This window comes from Nocardia sp. NPDC055165 (genome assembly GCF_053606985.1).
The window spans coordinates 231775-247644 of sequence record NZ_JBSGSS010000004.1; the positions used below are offsets into that span (position 1 = coordinate 231775).

15 protein-coding genes are annotated in these 15870 nt (G+C 67.2%); 8 read left to right on the top strand and 7 right to left on the bottom strand.

The annotated features are described in order from the left end of the window. Window positions 1-69 precede the first annotated feature (69 nt). The 3 genes from ACWFRF_RS10480 (at window position 70) to ACWFRF_RS10490 (ending at window position 2947) form a co-directional block, all read left to right on the top strand. Window positions 70-1251 carry an AAA family ATPase gene (locus ACWFRF_RS10480; RefSeq protein WP_378989289.1) on the top strand — a complete coding sequence of 394 codons (1182 nt, stop codon included), beginning with the start codon at window positions 70-72 and terminating at the stop codon, window positions 1249-1251. Between the two features lie 263 nt (window positions 1252-1514). Further along, on the top strand, window positions 1515-2465 hold the full coding sequence (locus tag ACWFRF_RS10485) for an alpha/beta fold hydrolase (RefSeq protein WP_452449675.1): 951 nt from the start codon (window positions 1515-1517) through the stop codon (window positions 2463-2465). 191 nt (window positions 2466-2656) lie between these two features. Continuing rightward, window positions 2657-2947 carry a hypothetical protein gene (locus ACWFRF_RS10490; RefSeq protein ID WP_056824003.1) on the top strand — a complete coding sequence of 97 codons (291 nt, stop codon included), beginning with the start codon at window positions 2657-2659 and terminating at the stop codon, window positions 2945-2947. Between the two features lie 84 nt (window positions 2948-3031). Here the strand turns inward: ACWFRF_RS10490 and ACWFRF_RS10495 are convergent, their stop codons facing one another. Continuing rightward, window positions 3032-4210 carry a thiolase family protein gene (locus tag ACWFRF_RS10495; protein ID WP_378989291.1) on the bottom strand — a complete coding sequence of 393 codons (1179 nt, stop codon included), beginning with the start codon at window positions 4208-4210 and terminating at the stop codon, window positions 3032-3034. Window positions 4211-4457: 247 nt separating this feature from the next. Between ACWFRF_RS10495 and ACWFRF_RS10500 the strand changes: the two genes are divergently transcribed. From ACWFRF_RS10500 to ACWFRF_RS10510, 3 genes are read left to right on the top strand one after another with little or no spacing between them, the layout of a single operon-like run. Then, window positions 4458-5297: a hypothetical protein gene (locus ACWFRF_RS10500; protein WP_378634809.1), complete on the top strand. Its 840-nt coding sequence runs from the start codon at window positions 4458-4460 to the stop codon at window positions 5295-5297. 30 nt (window positions 5298-5327) lie between these two features. Continuing rightward, window positions 5328-7250 (top strand): fumarate reductase/succinate dehydrogenase flavoprotein subunit, encoded by a 1923-nt coding sequence (locus tag ACWFRF_RS10505; protein WP_378989292.1) that lies wholly within the window; start codon window positions 5328-5330, stop codon window positions 7248-7250. A gap of 2 nt (window positions 7251-7252) precedes the next feature. Beyond that, the gene (locus ACWFRF_RS10510) at window positions 7253-7999 is read left to right on the top strand and encodes a succinate dehydrogenase/fumarate reductase iron-sulfur subunit (RefSeq protein WP_378989293.1); all 747 of its coding nucleotides are present in this window, start codon (window positions 7253-7255) and stop codon (window positions 7997-7999) included. A gap of 46 nt (window positions 8000-8045) precedes the next feature. Here the strand turns inward: ACWFRF_RS10510 and ACWFRF_RS10515 are convergent, their stop codons facing one another. From ACWFRF_RS10515 to ACWFRF_RS10530, 4 genes are all read right to left on the bottom strand, one after another. Further along, window positions 8046-8183 carry a hypothetical protein gene (locus ACWFRF_RS10515; RefSeq protein WP_379296349.1) on the bottom strand — a complete coding sequence of 46 codons (138 nt, stop codon included), beginning with the start codon at window positions 8181-8183 and terminating at the stop codon, window positions 8046-8048. 138 nt (window positions 8184-8321) lie between these two features. After that, the gene (locus ACWFRF_RS10520; RefSeq protein WP_378634801.1) at window positions 8322-8531 is read right to left on the bottom strand and encodes a DUF397 domain-containing protein; all 210 of its coding nucleotides are present in this window, start codon (window positions 8529-8531) and stop codon (window positions 8322-8324) included. After that, entirely contained in the window at window positions 8528-8728 is a 201-nt protein-coding gene (locus tag ACWFRF_RS10525) for a DUF397 domain-containing protein (protein ID WP_378634799.1), read from the bottom strand. The genes ACWFRF_RS10520 and ACWFRF_RS10525 overlap by 4 nt, the downstream gene beginning before the upstream one ends. After that, window positions 8725-9639 carry a helix-turn-helix domain-containing protein gene (locus ACWFRF_RS10530; protein WP_378989294.1) on the bottom strand — a complete coding sequence of 305 codons (915 nt, stop codon included), beginning with the start codon at window positions 9637-9639 and terminating at the stop codon, window positions 8725-8727. Before ACWFRF_RS10530 ends, ACWFRF_RS10525 begins: the two co-directional genes overlap by 4 nt. A 182-nt stretch (window positions 9640-9821) precedes the next feature. Here ACWFRF_RS10530 and ACWFRF_RS10535 point away from each other — a divergent pair, with 182 nt between their 5' ends. Further along, entirely contained in the window at window positions 9822-10028 is a 207-nt protein-coding gene (locus ACWFRF_RS10535; protein WP_101465132.1) for a hypothetical protein, read from the top strand. On the opposite strand, the gene ACWFRF_RS10540 is transcribed toward ACWFRF_RS10535, so the two are convergent. Next, window positions 10025-10972: a DNA-3-methyladenine glycosylase family protein gene (locus tag ACWFRF_RS10540; RefSeq protein WP_378989295.1), complete on the bottom strand. Its 948-nt coding sequence runs from the start codon at window positions 10970-10972 to the stop codon at window positions 10025-10027. The two genes, ACWFRF_RS10535 and ACWFRF_RS10540, sit on opposite strands and share 4 nt — an antisense overlap. Before the next feature lie 27 nt (window positions 10973-10999). Beyond that, window positions 11000-13813, bottom strand: a complete 2814-nt coding sequence (locus ACWFRF_RS10545; protein WP_452449680.1) for an FAD-binding and (Fe-S)-binding domain-containing protein — start codon at window positions 13811-13813, stop codon at window positions 11000-11002. Between the two features lie 159 nt (window positions 13814-13972). Between ACWFRF_RS10545 and ACWFRF_RS10550 the strand changes: the two genes are divergently transcribed. Next, window positions 13973-15856: an ABC transporter ATP-binding protein gene (locus ACWFRF_RS10550; protein ID WP_452449681.1), complete on the top strand. Its 1884-nt coding sequence runs from the start codon at window positions 13973-13975 to the stop codon at window positions 15854-15856. Window positions 15857-15870: the final 14 nt, after the last annotated feature.

Consider the following 15870-nt stretch of genomic DNA (forward strand, 5'->3'; position numbering starts at 1 on the left):
TAGCAGTATCTAGGACACAGCCCAGAGTTACCGAGATTCTCCCGTGCACACGCGCTACGGTTGTCCGGCATGGACCCCGTGCGCAATCCGTATGCACCCGGCGCCGGCCAGCGTCCGCCCGAATTGGCCGGGCGTGACAAACAACTCGCGGCGTTCGACATCGTGCTCGAGCGCATCGCCCGCGGTCGGCCGGAACGCAGCGTGATGCTCACCGGCCTGCGCGGTGTCGGGAAGACCGTGCTGCTCAACCAGCTTCGCTCGGCCGCCATCTCGCGTGGCTGGGGCACCGGCAAGATCGAAGCGAGACCCGACCAGGATCTGCGCAGACCGCTGTCCTCGGCGCTGCACATGGCGGTGCGCGCGATCGCGATGTCGGCCCGCAACGCCGAACAGGTCGACGATTTCCTCGGCATTCTCAAGGCCTTCGCGTTGCGCGCCACCGCGGACAAGGGCATGCGCGAACGGTGGCAACCCGGTATCGATGTACCCGCGGTGACCGGCCGCGCCGACTCGGGCGATATCGAGATCGATCTGATCGAACTGTTCAAAGAGGCTGCGGCCCTTGCCTCCGACATCGGTGTCGGCATTGCCATCTTCATCGACGAAATGCAAGACCTCGGACCCGCCGACGTGTCCGCGATCTGCGGTGCCTGCCACGAACTGAGCCAGGACGGCGCCCCGCTGATCGTCGTCGGCGCGGGCCTACCCCACCTCCCCGCGGTGCTCTCGGCCTCGAAAAGCTACTCGGAGCGACTGTTCAGCTACCACCGCATAGATCGCCTCGACCGCGAATCGGCCGACCTCGCGCTCATCGCGCCCGCCGAACGCGAAGAGGTGAAGTTCACCGAAACCGCACTCGATTCGCTCTATCAAAGAGCCGACGGCTACCCGTATTTCGTGCAGGCCTACGGCAAGGCGGCCTGGGATCAGGCACCCGAGAGCCCGATCACCGCCGAGGACGTCGCGGTGGCCTCCCCCGCCGCCGAGGAGGAACTCGCGGTCGGTTTCTTCGGCTCCCGCTACGAACGCGCGACCCCCGCCGAACGCGAGTACATGCGCGCCATGGCCGACCTCGCCGGCGACGACGCCCCGGTCGCCACCTCGGCGGTGGCCGCCGAGCTCGGCCGCAAACCCGCCTCGGTGTCCCCCGCGCGCGACGGCCTGATCAAGAAGGGCCTCATCTACTCGGCCGAACGCGGCACCATCGGCTTCACCGTCCCTCACTTCGGCCGCTACCTCCGGAGCGTATGAAAATCTTCGGGCTTCTAGGGCATCACCTAGAGAGTCTGAGAAAGTTCTGCCGAACGACTACTCGACAACTATCTACATTTTTCTAGTTCAAGGGCTAGATATCCGAAGAATTTCCTGGGTAACGGTATGAGCCTGCCCGGAATCGGTTGCGCATCGGGTGGATAACGCGAGGGTTGACCGGCTAACACGCTGGAAACCTTCTCCGAAACACCAGCAGGACCCGCCGCAGAAGGTGCGTCCCGCCGGAGGCGGAGGAGGCTCCAATGTCGAAGACCTTCCCTATCACCGACACCGACGGCCGTCGCTGCACCGTCGTCGCCGATGACGGCGTGCCGATCGCGGTCCGCAGCTTCGGCGCCACGGACGCGGCCCTGACGGTGGTTTTCGTGCACGGCCACTGCCTGCACACCGAATCCTGGTCGTTCCTGCGCGAACATCTGCTGCGGGAGTGGGACGCCGACGCCCGCATGGTCTTCTACGACCACCGCGGCCACGGCGAGTCCGGGCACGCTCACCACACCACCTACACGATCGACCAGCTCGCCACCGATCTCGACGCGGTGCTGCGCGCGGTCGCCCCGACCGGCCCCTTGGTGCTCGTCGGTCATTCGATGGGCGCGATGGTGGTGCTCGCCTACGCCCGCCTCTATCCGGCGGCCATCGGTCACCGGGTCGCCGGGATCGGCCTGATCGCCGGCGCCGCGGGCGGCATCACCGAGGCCGGCCTCGGCAGGCTGCTCAACCGGCACGCCGTTGCCTCACTGCAGCGCGCCGTCGTGCACGCACCGCAAGTGATGCAGGCGTCGAAGCGCTTGTCCCGCTGGATCTTCGCGCCCCTGATCCGCGAGGCGAGCACGGGTACCCGGCGGGTGAATCCGCGCGTCGCGGCCATCGCCACAGCGGTGCTCAACGAGACCGCGCTGCTGACCATGTCCGGCTTCCTGAGCTCGCTGCTCGACTTCGACGAGGCCCACACCCTGCCCCACTTCGGCGATCTGCCTGCCCTCGTCCTGTCGGGCTCGGCCGACCTCATGGTGCCGTTCGCGCACTCGGTGGTGCTGGCCTCGCAGCTGGCGGGCGCCGAACTGGTGCGGGTCGAGGGCGCGGGTCACAGCGTCATCCTCGAACGCGCGGAGGAGGTGGCCCGGTCGATCATCGCGTTGGTCGAGCGGGCGAGCATCGACGCCCGTACGCGCTACGCCGTCGCCGGGTGAACGCAACAGTTACCGGATGGCAATCCTGTGATCCCCGACAACATCGGGCGTAAACCGAAAAGATCCGTTATTGTGGTGGAGATCACGTTGTGTGGTGAGTCACACAGCTCGGTGCAGTGCGGCCCGAGGCTTTTCGGGCGTGCCCGTGATCCGGCGAGTCGGTATGCCCGCCATATACACAGGAGGTAACGATGACACGCAGCGATATCGCGGAACTGCGCTACGCGGTCGGCCAACTCCGGCAATCGATAGGCGCACTGCGCTCCAACTACGGCGACGCGGCCACCATCCGTCGTCTGGAGAACGACCTCGAGCGGCTCGTCATCGACGCCGAGGACTTCGAGCAGGCACCACCGCCGGAACTCGCCGTCCCCCGCAGGTCGGAGCCGATCTACGTGCCCGACAGCAAGTCCGACGAAGCGGCATGGATGGGCGCTCAGGACGAAGGGCTCGGGTTTCATTCGCGCCCTAGAACAAAGTAAGACCTGATCACCGGCGCGACGGCCCTGCTGACAGGGTCGTCGCGCCGACCTCTTTCTGTCGGCCCCGGCCCGGGTGTCTCAGGATTACCCGGCTCGGTGTCGGCCCAGTTTGCGGGTTCGGGAGCCGTGGAAGCGGGCGCCTCGGGGGACTTCGGTCGGTTCGTCGATTTCGGCGGATTCGAACAGGGCGGCGATGCCGTGGTCGTGGCCGAGGGCGATGGCCTCCAGGCCGTAGCGGCCGCCGGTGCGGCCCAGTTCGTGCAGCATCGTGGTCATGATTCGCAGGCCGGTGGCGCCGACCGGGTGCCCGAGTGCGATATCGGAGCCGTTCACGTTGAGCCGGTCGAGTGGGTCGAGTTCCCACTCGGTGGCCAACGCGAGCACCTCCACCGCGTAGCCCTCGTTGATTTCGAGCAGATCGATCTCGTCCAGCGAGCATCCGGTACGCCCGAGCAGCTTCGACACCGCCGGTGCCGCCCCGAGTCCTGGCCCCGCGTTGTCACAACCGGCCGCGGCCCAGCCCGCGAGAAACGCCATCGGCGTCAGCCCGAGCTCGCCGAGCCGATCCTCGGCCACGACCAGGCACGCCGACGCCCCGAGCCGATGCGAACTCATGTTCCCCACCGTCACCACGCCCTCGCGCAGCAGCGGGCGCAAACCGGCCAGCGTGTGGGTCGACAGGTCGTCGCGCACACCCTCGTCCCGGGTGATCTGGTGATCGCCGTAACCGGCGGCCACCCCGACGACCTCGGCCGCGAACGCACCCTGGCGCCAGGCGCGGGCCGCCTTGCGATGACTGGCCACCGCGAACTCGTCGGCGGCACTGCGGTCGATCCCGTAGTAGTGCGCCAACCGCTCGGCATTGTGCAATCCCGCGGTCCCGCCGGGCAGCCCGGCCGGTGTCGCCGCGCACTCCACCCCACCCGCGACCACCACGTCGGCGGCGCCGGTCTGCACCATCATCGCCGCGGTGATCACCGCCTGCAGACCGCTGCCGCCGTGTTTGTCGGTCACGAAACCGGGTACTGCGAAAGGTAATCCGGCACCGCGAGCGGCGAGCGAGCCCACCGCGGGTTTGTCGGAGAGGCCGCCGTCGATACAGGCCATGGCCACATCGTCGATGCGTAGCGGGTCGATGCCCGAGCGTTCGATCACGGCGGACAACACCGTGGTCGCCAGCCACTCGGCGGGCATACCCGACAGCGCGCCACCCTCGACGCCACTGGGCGTGCGGACGGGTGCCACGATCGCGGCTCTTCTCATTGCGCGTCACGCTCCTCTCCCCGGTGCGGGGAATACCTGTCACAGGGCACCACAGGTTTGTTGCACGGGCATGACGGGTCGTCACGGACGTCACGGCTGTGATCGAGATCACCGACATGTGTGACAACCGAGTGGGTGAGACCCACCGCGAGCGGCGCGAACACAGGCGTATGGTGCTCCACATCACAATCCATCGCGGTGGGTAATGATCACTGCCGCAGACCCGAGGATCAGCGAGGCATCCACCGTGAGTGCCGCACCGACCGCCTCCCCCGCGTCACACTCCGCGGGCACCGGCGTCTTCAGCAGAACGCGTGCCCGCATCTCCGCGCGCACCCTCCGCACCGACCGCTGGTGGCTACCACCGCTGTTCACCGCGCTCGGGCTCGCCGCGTTCGTCATCTACGCGACGATCAGATCCTTTGTGCGGACGGCCTACTGGGTCCCCGAGTTCCACTATCTGACGCCGTTCTACTCGCCGTGTCTGAGCGACTCGTGCGCACCGGGATCGGCGCACTTCGGCACCCCGTTCCCCGAGCTGCCGATGTGGATTCCGCTCGGTTTCGTGGTGCTGCCGTTCCTGCTCGGCTTCCGGCTCACCTGCTACTACTACCGCAAGGCCTACTACCGCTCGGTGTGGTTCTCGCCGCCGGCCTGCGCGGTGGCCGAGCCGCACGCGCGCTACACCGGAGAGTCGCGGCTGCCGTTGATCATCCAGAACGCGCACCGCTACTTCTTCTACGTGGCGCTGGTGGTCTCGCTGGTCAACACCTACGACGCGATCACCGCGTTCCACGGCAGCAGTGGCGGTTTCGGTTTCGGCCTCGGCAACATCGTGCTGCTGGTGAACGTGATCCTGCTGTGGGCCTACACCCTGTCGTGTCATTCGTGCAGGCACATCGCGGGCGGGCGGCTCAAGAACTTCTCCGCCCATCCGGTGCGGTACTGGTACTGGACCCAGATCTCCAAGCTCAACACCCGCCACATGGCGCTGGCCTGGACCACCCTCGGCACCCTCGTGCTCACCGACTTCTACGTGATGTTGGTTGCGAGCCACACCATTTCGGACCTGCGGTTCGTCAACTGAGCTGCGACAACGCGAGGAGCTTGTATTTCAATGCCAGACGTGGAACGGCACGACTACGACGTCGTGGTGATCGGGGCGGGCGGCGCGGGTCTGCGAGCCGTGATCGAGGCACGCGAACAAGGGCTTTCGGTGGCGGTGGTGTGTAAGTCGTTGTTCGGCAAAGCACATACCGTGATGGCCGAGGGCGGCTGCGCGGCCTCGATGGGCAATGCCAACGAGAAGGACAACTGGCAGACGCACTTCAAGGACACCATGCGCGGCGGCAAGTTCCTCAACAACTGGCGCATGGCCGAACTGCATGCCCAGGAGGCCGCCGACCGGGTGTGGGAGCTGGAAACCTATGGCGCGCTGTTCGATCGGACGCCCGACGGCCGGATCAGCCAGCGCAACTTCGGCGGCCACACCTATCCGCGCCTGGCCCATGTCGGCGACCGGACCGGCCTCGAACTGATCCGCACGATGCAGCAGAAGATCGTCTCGTTGCAGCAGGAGGACTACGCGGCCACGGGCGACTACGAGGCGAGGATCAAGGTCTTCGCCGAGTGCACGATCACCGAATTGCTCACCGACGCGGGCGCTGTCGCGGGTGCGTTCGGCTACTGGCGCGAATCCGGCGGCTTCGTGCTGTTCAAGGCGCCGGCCATCGTGTTGGCCACCGGCGGAATCGGCAAGTCCTACAAGGTGACATCGAACTCCTGGGAGTACACCGGCGACGGCCACGCGCTGGCGCTGCGCTCCGGCGCGACGCTGATCAATATGGAGTTCCTGCAGTTCCACCCCACCGGCATGGTCTGGCCACCGAGCGTGAAGGGCATCCTCGTCACCGAGGGCGTGCGCGGCGACGGCGGCGTGCTGAAGAACTCCGACGGCAAGCGGTTCATGTTCGACTACATCCCGCCGGTCTTCAAGGGCCAGTACGCCGAAACCGAGGAAGAAGCCGATCAGTGGTTGCGCGACAACGATTCCGCGCGCCGCACTCCTGATCTACTCCCCCGCGACGAGGTCGCGCGGGCGATCAACGAGGAGGTGAAGGCGGGCCGCGGCACCGAGCACGGCGGCGTCTATCTCGACATCGCCTCCCGCATGCCCGCCGACGAGATCGTGCGCAGGCTGCCGTCGATGCACCATCAGTTCAAGGAACTGGCCGATGTCGACATCACGGCCGAGCCGATGGAAGTCGGCCCCACCTGCCACTACGTGATGGGTGGGATCGAGGTGAACCCCGATTCCGGGGCGGCTGTCGTGCCCGGATTGTTCGCTGCCGGTGAGTGTTCCGGCGGCATGCACGGCTCGAACCGGCTCGGCGGCAACTCGCTGTCGGACCTGTTGGTGTTCGGCCGCCGGGCGGGGCTCGGCGCGTCGGCCTACGTGCAGCAGCTCACCGACAAGCCGACGCCCGCCGAAACCGATATCGAAGCGGCTGTGAAAACCGCGCTGGCGCCGTTCGATTCGCGTGCGGAGGGCTCCGGCGAGAACCCGTACACCCTGCACTCCGAACTCCAGCAGACGATGAACGACCTGGTCGGCATCATCCGCAAGGAACACGAGGTGCGCGCGGCGATCGACAAACTCGGCGAGCTGCGTGTCCGCTACGCCGATGTGGCGGTGGAGGGCAAGCGACCGTTCAACCCCGGTTGGCACCTGGCGCTGGACCTGGCCAACATGCTGATCGTGAGCGAATGTGTCGCGCAGGCTGCGCTGTTGCGTACCGAGAGTCGCGGTGGCCACACCCGCGACGATCATCCCGGCATGAACCCGGACTGGCGCAACACACTGCTGGTCTGCGCCGTCGATCCGGCGTCGGACGCGCAGATCCCCGACGTCACCGTCACCCCGGCCGATCAGACGCCGATGCGCGACGACCTACTCGCCCTGTTCGAACTGAGCGAGCTCGAAAAGTACTACACCGAGCAAGAATTGGCTGCGCACCCGGCAGCCGAGGGAAAGGCGTAACCATGGGATACGACGCCCGGTTCCGGGTCTGGCGCGGCGACATCGACGGCGGGAGCCTCGAGGACTACACGGTGGCGGTGAACGAGGGCGAAGTGGTGCTCGACATCATCCACCGGCTCCAGGCCACCCAGACCCCCGATCTCGCTGTGCGCTGGAATTGCAAAGCGGGCAAGTGTGGTTCGTGTTCGGCGGAGGTGAACGGGCGCCCGCGCCTGCTGTGCATGACGCGGATGTCGACGTTCACCCCGGACGAGGTCATCACCGTCACCCCGATGCGGACGTTCCCGATCATCAAGGATCTGGTCACCGACGTCTCGTTCAACTACGAGAAGGCAAGGGAGATACCGTCGTTCGCGCCACCGGCCGGTCTCGCTCCGGGCGAGTACCGAATGAAGCAGGTCGACGTCGAGCGCTCACAGGAGTTCCGCAAGTGCATCGAGTGCTTCCTGTGTCAGGACACCTGCCATGTGGTGCGTGATCACGAGGAGAACAAGACCTCCTTCGCGGGTCCGCGTTATCTGATGCGTATCACGGAGTTGGAGATGCACCCGCTCGACACCCGTGACCGACGCGAAATGGCCCAGGAGGAAGCAGGTTTGGGCTATTGCAATATCACCAAGTGCTGCACCGATGTGTGCCCCGAGCACATCAAGATCACCGACAACGCGTTGATTCCACTGAAAGAACGAGTCGTGGACAGGCGATATGACCCGATTGTCTGGCTCGGCAATAAATTGTTCCGCCGGTAGGAAACTGTTGTCGCTGCGGGGTGCGAAACCCCGCAGCGACGGCTGCCTACAAGACAGCGACAGTCCCTACAGCGACTAATCCGACCAGTAATCCGATGAACAGCGCCGACAGCAAAGAGGCGGTGAGTACGTAGATTCCGATCGCCGATACCGCGAACAGCAGTACCACGATCAGGCGTTCCACACCGTCCTCAGGCGCTAGCCTCCGGTACCGGGGTGGCATTTTCTTCAACCCTCGGTCCATATACCTGGGTTACCCGACCCGACGCCGCACCAAACCTCGACCTATGCCGAAAATCTATCGTTCCGTGATCTACCGTGATCAAGGACGATCGAACTCGCCGTCGTGTACGCCCGCGGTGAAGGCGGTCCATTCACTCGGGGTGAAGATCAGCACGGGGCCGCCGGGATTCTTGCTGTCGCGTAGCGCGACGTACCCGTCTGCCAGCATGGCGACCTCCACGCTGCCGTCGTCGGTGCCCGCGCGCAGCCAGGTGGCACCGGAGGTGTCGATGTCGCGCTTGGTGTTCACGCGAACGCGCCGGTGTCGATGCCGCGGGTGAAGGCGTCCCAGCTCGCGCCGTCGAAGACCAGGGCGGGACCGGCGGGATTCTTGCTGTCGCGCACCCCGACGTGCCCGCCGAACAGGAAAGCAACTTCGACGCAATCCTTGCCCGCACCACTGCGGGTGCTCTTGAACCAGTGTGCGTCGACGAGATCGAAACTCATGCCACATACTCCTTCGCGACCTGCCGCAGCAGGTGTCTACTCGGTTGGATATCCAGCGCATGACGCTGGAGGCATTCGTGAGCCCGGTCGTACCTTCGAACATCCGCGCGTCGTTCCAGGTAGAGGTCACCGGTAAAGCCTTCGGCGTACACCACTGGTGGTTCGACCGGTTGCCCTTTGCTGTCGGTACCGAACTCGAGAACCGTGAAAGGTCCGGTAGAGACTCCGAGTGGAACACCGGCGGCAAACGGCAGGATGCGCAATGCCACATTACTTCGGGTACTCGCGTCGGCGAGGTGTCGCAACTGCGCAGCCATCACCTTTGCATCACCGACGATGCTACGCAATACCGATTCGTGCAGAACCACGTCGATCTCGGCGGGCGAATGCTTGCGGGTGATCAACACCTGCCGTTGCAGCCGCAGTGCGACCCGCCGATCGAGCTCGTCGACCGAATCCTGGGGGAAGCCCAGATGATTCAGCGCGCGAGCGTATTCCGCGGTTTGCAGCAGACCGGGAACCAGCTCGGACTGGTAGGCGCGTAACCGTTGCGCCGATGCCTCCAAACCCACATAGATATCGAAGTTTTCGGGAATCAAGTCGCCGTAGGCGTGCCACCAGCTCTTGACGGCGGCCTGCTGCGCCAGACCGGCGAAGCCTTCGGCGAGATCGTCGGGAATGCCGTAGATCCGGCACAGCTCGTGGATGTCGATGGTGCGTATGCGATCGGCCTGACCCTTTTCCAGTCGCTGGAGGGTGCTGGCTCCCCACTCCATCAGCCGTGCCGCCTCGGCGATGGTGAGCCCGGCCTGGGTGCGCCAATCACGCAGGTAGCGACCGAGTTGGCGGCGCGGCAAAGTCGAGGAGACGCCCGCCTGCCCCGCTGTTCCGTTCGATGCGTTCGCTGCCACAGCCCCACTCCTTCTGTGTCGCATACCCGTCATCCCCGCCATGCCCCGCTGCGGCGGTGGATTCGTCCAGTCTGGGGAATCCTGCACTCCCCGTTGGATGTCGTGCTGGGAATTCGCGGTAAATCCCATCTTTCGCGCGTGTACTCACCGTTAGCCGGGCGTTTGCGTGCTGTGCTGTTTTCATGCAATTGAGCGAAGTGAACATGCGCGTCGCCACAGCACTGCTGAGTTGCTCCATCGATCCGGGCCCGATGGAGCCCGAACAAGCCCACGCCGCAATGCAACTACACCTCGACTGCACGGTCGAAGAGTGCCGGGTGCGCCGACGGGCGCGCAACACCCTCGTCGAAGCGGGCCGCTGCGTGCTGGACGCGCGCGCGACACGCTAGTGATGGCGATGGTCGGTGATCGGGTCGCGCGGGCCGAACTTCGGTTTGCGCGCCTGCCCGCTGAGCCCCAGCAGTCGCACCGCGCGGTAGCGGTGGGGTTGTAGCGGTCGCAGGTATTCGATCATCGCGTCGTCGTCGATCGGGTGGCCGAGCAGACTCCAGCCGACGACGGCGGCGAGGTGGTAGTCGCCGACCGAGAGGGCATCAGCGTCGCCGAACGCGCGTTGCGCGGTCTCGGCCACCGTCCATACCCCGATACCGGGCAGGCTGCGCAGACGTCGCGCGGCCTCGGCCGGGTCGAGCGTGGCGGTGCGTTCGATCGAGTCGGCGACTCTGGCCGCGCGCACGATGGTCTGTGCGCGCTGCGGCCCGACATTGGCCCGGTGGTACTTCCACGACGGGATCAATCGCCAGGTCTCGGCGTCCGGCGCCACCATCAGGCCGGTCGGCGCCGGGCCGGGGGCCTTGGTCCCGAACTCGCGGACCAGGGTGCGCCAGGCGGCGAACGACGACTTCGTGTGCACCTTCTGTTCGAGGATGGCCGGGATGAGCGACTCCATCACCAGGCCGGTCTTCAGCATGCGCAGACCGGGCACCGTGCGGTGGGCTTCGACCAGCTTGGGGTGTGCGGGGGCGAAGTCGTCGAGGTCTTCCTCGAGACAGAGCATGCGGTCGAGGCCGGCCAGGAATTCCTCGGCTCCCGGCCCCCAGGCGCGGGCGGCGGCGCCGTCACGGCCGTCCTGGGTCAGCCGGTAGGTGACCACGCCGGTCGGCATTCGCGAAGCGTGCCAGTGGCTGCCGTCCGGGCCGATGTGGTGGCAGGGATCGCCGCCGCCGCGGCGCAGGGGCGAGACGGTGATGCCGACGTCGAAGGGCCTGCTCGACCGGACGGTCCTGGACAGGCAGGCCGAGGCCAGGTCCGGGTCCAGGGTCTGGTCACGCATTCGACCATTGTGCGCCTGTGATCGGCGTCAACCGGCAGCCGGTGCGCTCGAGCAATCGAGCAGGTACCTGGCCAGATGCACGCCGGGGGTATGGGCGAGTTGGTCGGCCTGGGTGCGGCAGGAGAAGCCGTCGGCCAGGAAGACGGCATGCGGCGGGGCGTTCCTCAGCGCCGGGAGCAGGGCGTTCTCGGCGACCGCAACCGAGATGTCGTAGTGGCCGCGTTGCATGCCGAAGTTGCCGGCCAGGCCGCAGCAGCCCGCCAGTTCCCCGACGGTGACGCCCATCGCGGCGAGGATTCGGCGTTCGGCGTCGAAGCCGCCTACCGCGTGCTGGTGGCAGTGCGGTTGGACGATCACGGTGTCGTGCGGTCGACGGGGTGGTTGCCAGCCGGGGTGTTCCAGCAGGAACTCGGCGAGGGTGCGGACCGCGGCGGCGACCTGTTTCGCTCGTGGATCGCCGGGGAGCAGTTCGGGGAGGTCGGCGCGCAGGGTGGCGGTGCAGGACGGTTCGAGACCGACGATCAGGCCACCGGCAGCTACGTGAGTGTCCAGTGCGTCCACGGTGGCGCGCAGCCGGGCGCGGGCGCCGTCCAGTTGGCCGGTGCTGATCCAGGTCAGGCCACAGCACACCCGGCCGCTGGGGATGCGCACGCGATAGCCGAGTTGCTCGATCAGTTGCGTCGCGGCTGCCGCGTTTTCCGGGTCGAAGGTGTCGGTGAAGGTGTCGATCCACAGCATGACCTCGGTAGCCGAGGTCTCGCTGGGACCTGTGCGGTCGTCGCTGCCCAGCGATCGGCGAAACGACTTCGGGGCGAGTCGCGGCGCTGCTCGCCGCGGATCGATTCCGGCCAGGCGCAGGCCGGCCCGGCGCAGGCGCGGACGGGCCGCGACGGCATTGGCCAGGCGTGGGAAGTGCTGCGCGATGGCGAGCCAGCGCGGGAGCCGGCCGAGCACGTAGTGATCCACCGGCCGTAAGCGTCCGCGGTAGCGCCGGTACAGCGCCTCGGATTTGTAAGTGGCCATGTCGACGCCCGCGGGGCAGTCGGCGGCGCAGGCCTTGCACGAGAGGCAGAGATCGAGGGATTGCTCGACTGCCGGTGCACGCCAGTCGAGTTCGCCTCGAACGACTTCCTGGAGAACTCTGGCCCTGGCCCTGGTGGTGTCCTTCTCGTCGGCGGTGGCCAGGTACGAGGGACACATGAAGCCGCCGGAACCGCCGGTGTCCGCGCGGCACTTGCCGATTCCTACACATCTGTGCACAGCTGTGGACAAATCGCCGGAGTCCGCGGACAGGGCGAACCCCCGCGAGGGGACCGGCGTGAGCCCGGCCACCCGCAGGTCGGCGTCGACGGGGCTCGGGGCGACGAGGACGCCGGGGTTGAGCAGGTCGCCGGGATCGAACAGGGACTTGAAGCCCGCGAAGGCCGCGCGAGCGGCCGGTGAGTACATCACTTCGAGCAGTTCGGATCTGGCGCGGCCGTCACCGTGTTCGCCCGAGAGCGATCCACCGTGGCGCACAACGAGTTCGGCGGCGTCGAAGAGGAAGGTGCGAAAACGCCGGGGCGCGTCGGTGATCGGGAAGTCGAGGCGCACGTGGATGCAACCGTCGCCGATGTGTCCGTACAGCAGACCACCCACATCGTATTCGGCGGTGAGCGTCGCGAATTCGCGCAGATACGCCCCCAGATTCTCCGGCGGGACAGCGGCGTCCTCCCACCCGGGCCAGGCGGGCTTCCCGTCGGGGGTTCGTCCCGCCAGACCGGCGCCATCGGCCCGAATACGCCAGAGTGCCGCTGTGGCCACCGGATCGGTGACGATCCGGTGATCATCGGCGTGGCTCGCCGCGCACAGGCGCCGGGCCGCGGCCAGTGCCTCGGCCGGGCTCGCCCCCGCCGTTTCGACGAACAGCCAGCCACGACCTCGTGGCAACTCCGGCACGGTCCCCCGATGCGCGCGGACCACATCGACCAGTCCGGCATCGATGCCTTCGACCGCGATCGGCGCGCAGCTGGTCACCGCGGCGATATCGTCCGCGGCCGAGGCGATGTCGGGGTACCCGAGCACCGTGAGCACCGTCGCGGCGGGCACCGGCGTGAGCGCGACCTCCGCTTCCAGGAGTAGTCCACAGGTGCCTTCGGAACCGGCGAACGCCTTCGCCACCGACGAACCGCGTTCCGGCAGCAGGTGTTCCAGCCCGTAGCCGGATGCCTGCCGATCGAACCGTCCCAGCTCGGTGCGCAGTATCGCCAGATTCGTGGTGGTGAACTTCGCCAGGCCGGGCACCGCGGCCAGGTCGGTACCGAGTGTCCGCCGTTCCCCCGTGCCGTCGAGAACGCGCAGCTCACGCACCGTATCAGAGGTACGACCCCAGGCCAGCGCATGCGGTCCGCACGCGTTGTTGCCGATCATCCCGCCCAGGGTGCACCGGTCCTGCGTCGACGGGTCGGGCCCGAACCGCAACCCGTGCGGCCGCAGCCGCCGTTGCAGATCCGACAGCACCAGCCCCGGCTGCACGATCGCTGTTCGCGCCTCGAGGTCGACCGCGCGCACGGCGTTCATCTGCCTGCTGAAATCCAGCACGATGCCGGGTCCGATGGCGTTGCCCGCGACCGAGGTGCCCGCGCCGCGAGCGGTGATCGACAGCCCGTTCTCGCGGGCGAAGTTCACGGTGGCGGCGACGTCGTCCTCGCCACGGGGAAACACGACCATGGCGGGCCGGACGCGGTAGTTGGAGGCGTCGGCGGAGTACTCGACGCGTCTGCGCACCGACGCGTCGACCGGGCAGCCGGTCCGCGTTCGCAGTGCGTCGGCCAGCTTTTCCGAGCTCCGGTCGTCGTCCACCCGACCAGCCTATTCCGGTCACCTGGTGGTGATCGGCGGCTGGTTTTCGCTGTGCGCTGAACCCGGTGCACCCGGAAAGTATTTGCGGTCAACCTTTGTTGAGGTTTTAGTGTCGGTGGGCAGGAGTTCAATGGGCGGGGAGCCTCGAGGAGAGTGGCAGTGAGTATCGAATCAGTGGCCTACAGCCAGATGTACCGGCGCGTGAACGCACCGGAGGAACAGCGCCCGTTCAGCATGGTGACAGCACGGCGGATCCTGCGCTTCGCCGAGCATCACCGGCGCCGGATCGGCGGGTTCCTGCTGCTCAGCGTGGTGGCGGCGGTGCTCGGTGTGGCCACCCCGGTGCTGGCGGGGCGGGTTGTCAACGGGATCGTCGACGGTGCGGCGCCGCGCACCGTGGTGCTGCTCGCGTTCGCCATCGCGGGCCTGGCCGTCCTCGACGCGGCCCTCGGCATCGCCATCCGCTGGCTGTCGGCAAGGATCGGCGAGGGTCTGATCCTCGATCTGCGCACCGCCGTGTTCGATCACGTGCAGAAGATGCCCGTCGCGTTCTTCACCCGGACCCGCACCGGCGCGCTGGTGAGCCGGCTGAACAGCGATGTGATCGGCGCGCAGCGCGCGTTCAGCGACACTCTGTCCGGCGTGATCACCAACCTCGTCACCCTGGTGCTCACGCTCGCCGTGATGCTCAGCATCTCCTGGCAGATCACCCTGCTCGCCCTTGTCCTTCTCCCCGTCTTCGTGATCCCCGCCCGGCGCGCCGGCAACAAACTCGCCGCCATGCAGCGTGAGGCGGCCCAGCTCAATGCCGCCATGAGCACCCAGATGACCGAGCGTTTCTCCGCACCGGGCGCCACGTTGGTGAAGCTGTTCGGCAGGCCGAAGCAGGAATCGTCGGAGTTCGCGGAGCGCGCCACCCGCGTGCGCGACATCGGCGTACGCACCGCGATGCTGCAGACCACCTTCGTCACCTCGCTCACCCTGGTCTCCGCGCTCGCGCTCGCCCTGGTCTACGGCCTCGGCGGCTGGTACGCGCTGACGGGCAGCCTCGACGCGGGCTCGGTCGTCGCGCTTTCGCTGCTGCTCACCCGCCTCTACACCCCGCTCACCGCGCTGGCCAGCGCCCGCCTGGAGATCATGTCCGCGCTGGTGAGTTTCGAGCGTGTCTTCGAGGTGCTCGACCTGAAGCCGCTGATCGAGGACGCCCCGCACGCCACCTCGGTGCCCGACGGCCCGGTCGCGGTGGAACTGGACGCGGTGAACTTCGGTTACCCGTCGGCCGACAAGGTCTCGCTCGCTTCGCTGGAAGATGTCGCGACACTGGACCGCCGTGGCGGCGTCGAGGTGCTGCACGAGGTGTCGCTGCGCGCCGAACCCGGACAGCTCATCGCGCTGGTCGGCTCCTCCGGCGCGGGCAAATCCACTATCGCCCAGCTGGTTTCGCGCCTCTACGACGTCGACTCCGGCGCGGTCCGCCTCAACGGGTCCGACGTGCGCGACCTGACCACCGAATCCATCCAGCGCACTGTCGGCCTGGTCACCCAGGACGGGCACCTCTTCCACGACACCATCCGCGCGAATCTCCTGCTGGCCCGGCCGGAAGCCACCGAAAACGAACTGTGGGACGCCCTCGGTCGCGCCCGGCTCGGCGACCTGGTCGATTCGCTGTCCGACGGTCTGGACACGGTGGTCGGCGAACGCGGTTACCGCCTCTCCGGCGGTGAACGCCAACGCCTCACCATCGCCCGCCTGCTTCTCAAGCAGCCGAGAGTCGTCATCCTCGACGAGGCGACCGCGTCCCTCGACTCCACCTCGGAGGCCGCGGTTCAGGAAGCCCTCACCGAAGCGCTGACCGGCCGCACCGCACTGGTCATCGCCCACCGCCTGTCCACCATCCGCGCCGCCGACCAGATCCTGGTCCTCGAGGACGGCCGCGTCGTCGAGCGTGGCACCCACGCCACCCTCCTCAACGCCGACGGCCGGTACGCCGAGCTCTACCGAACCCAGTTCGCCGACGACCCGGTGGCCCCTGCCACCGTCTGAGCGAAAGGTCTGTT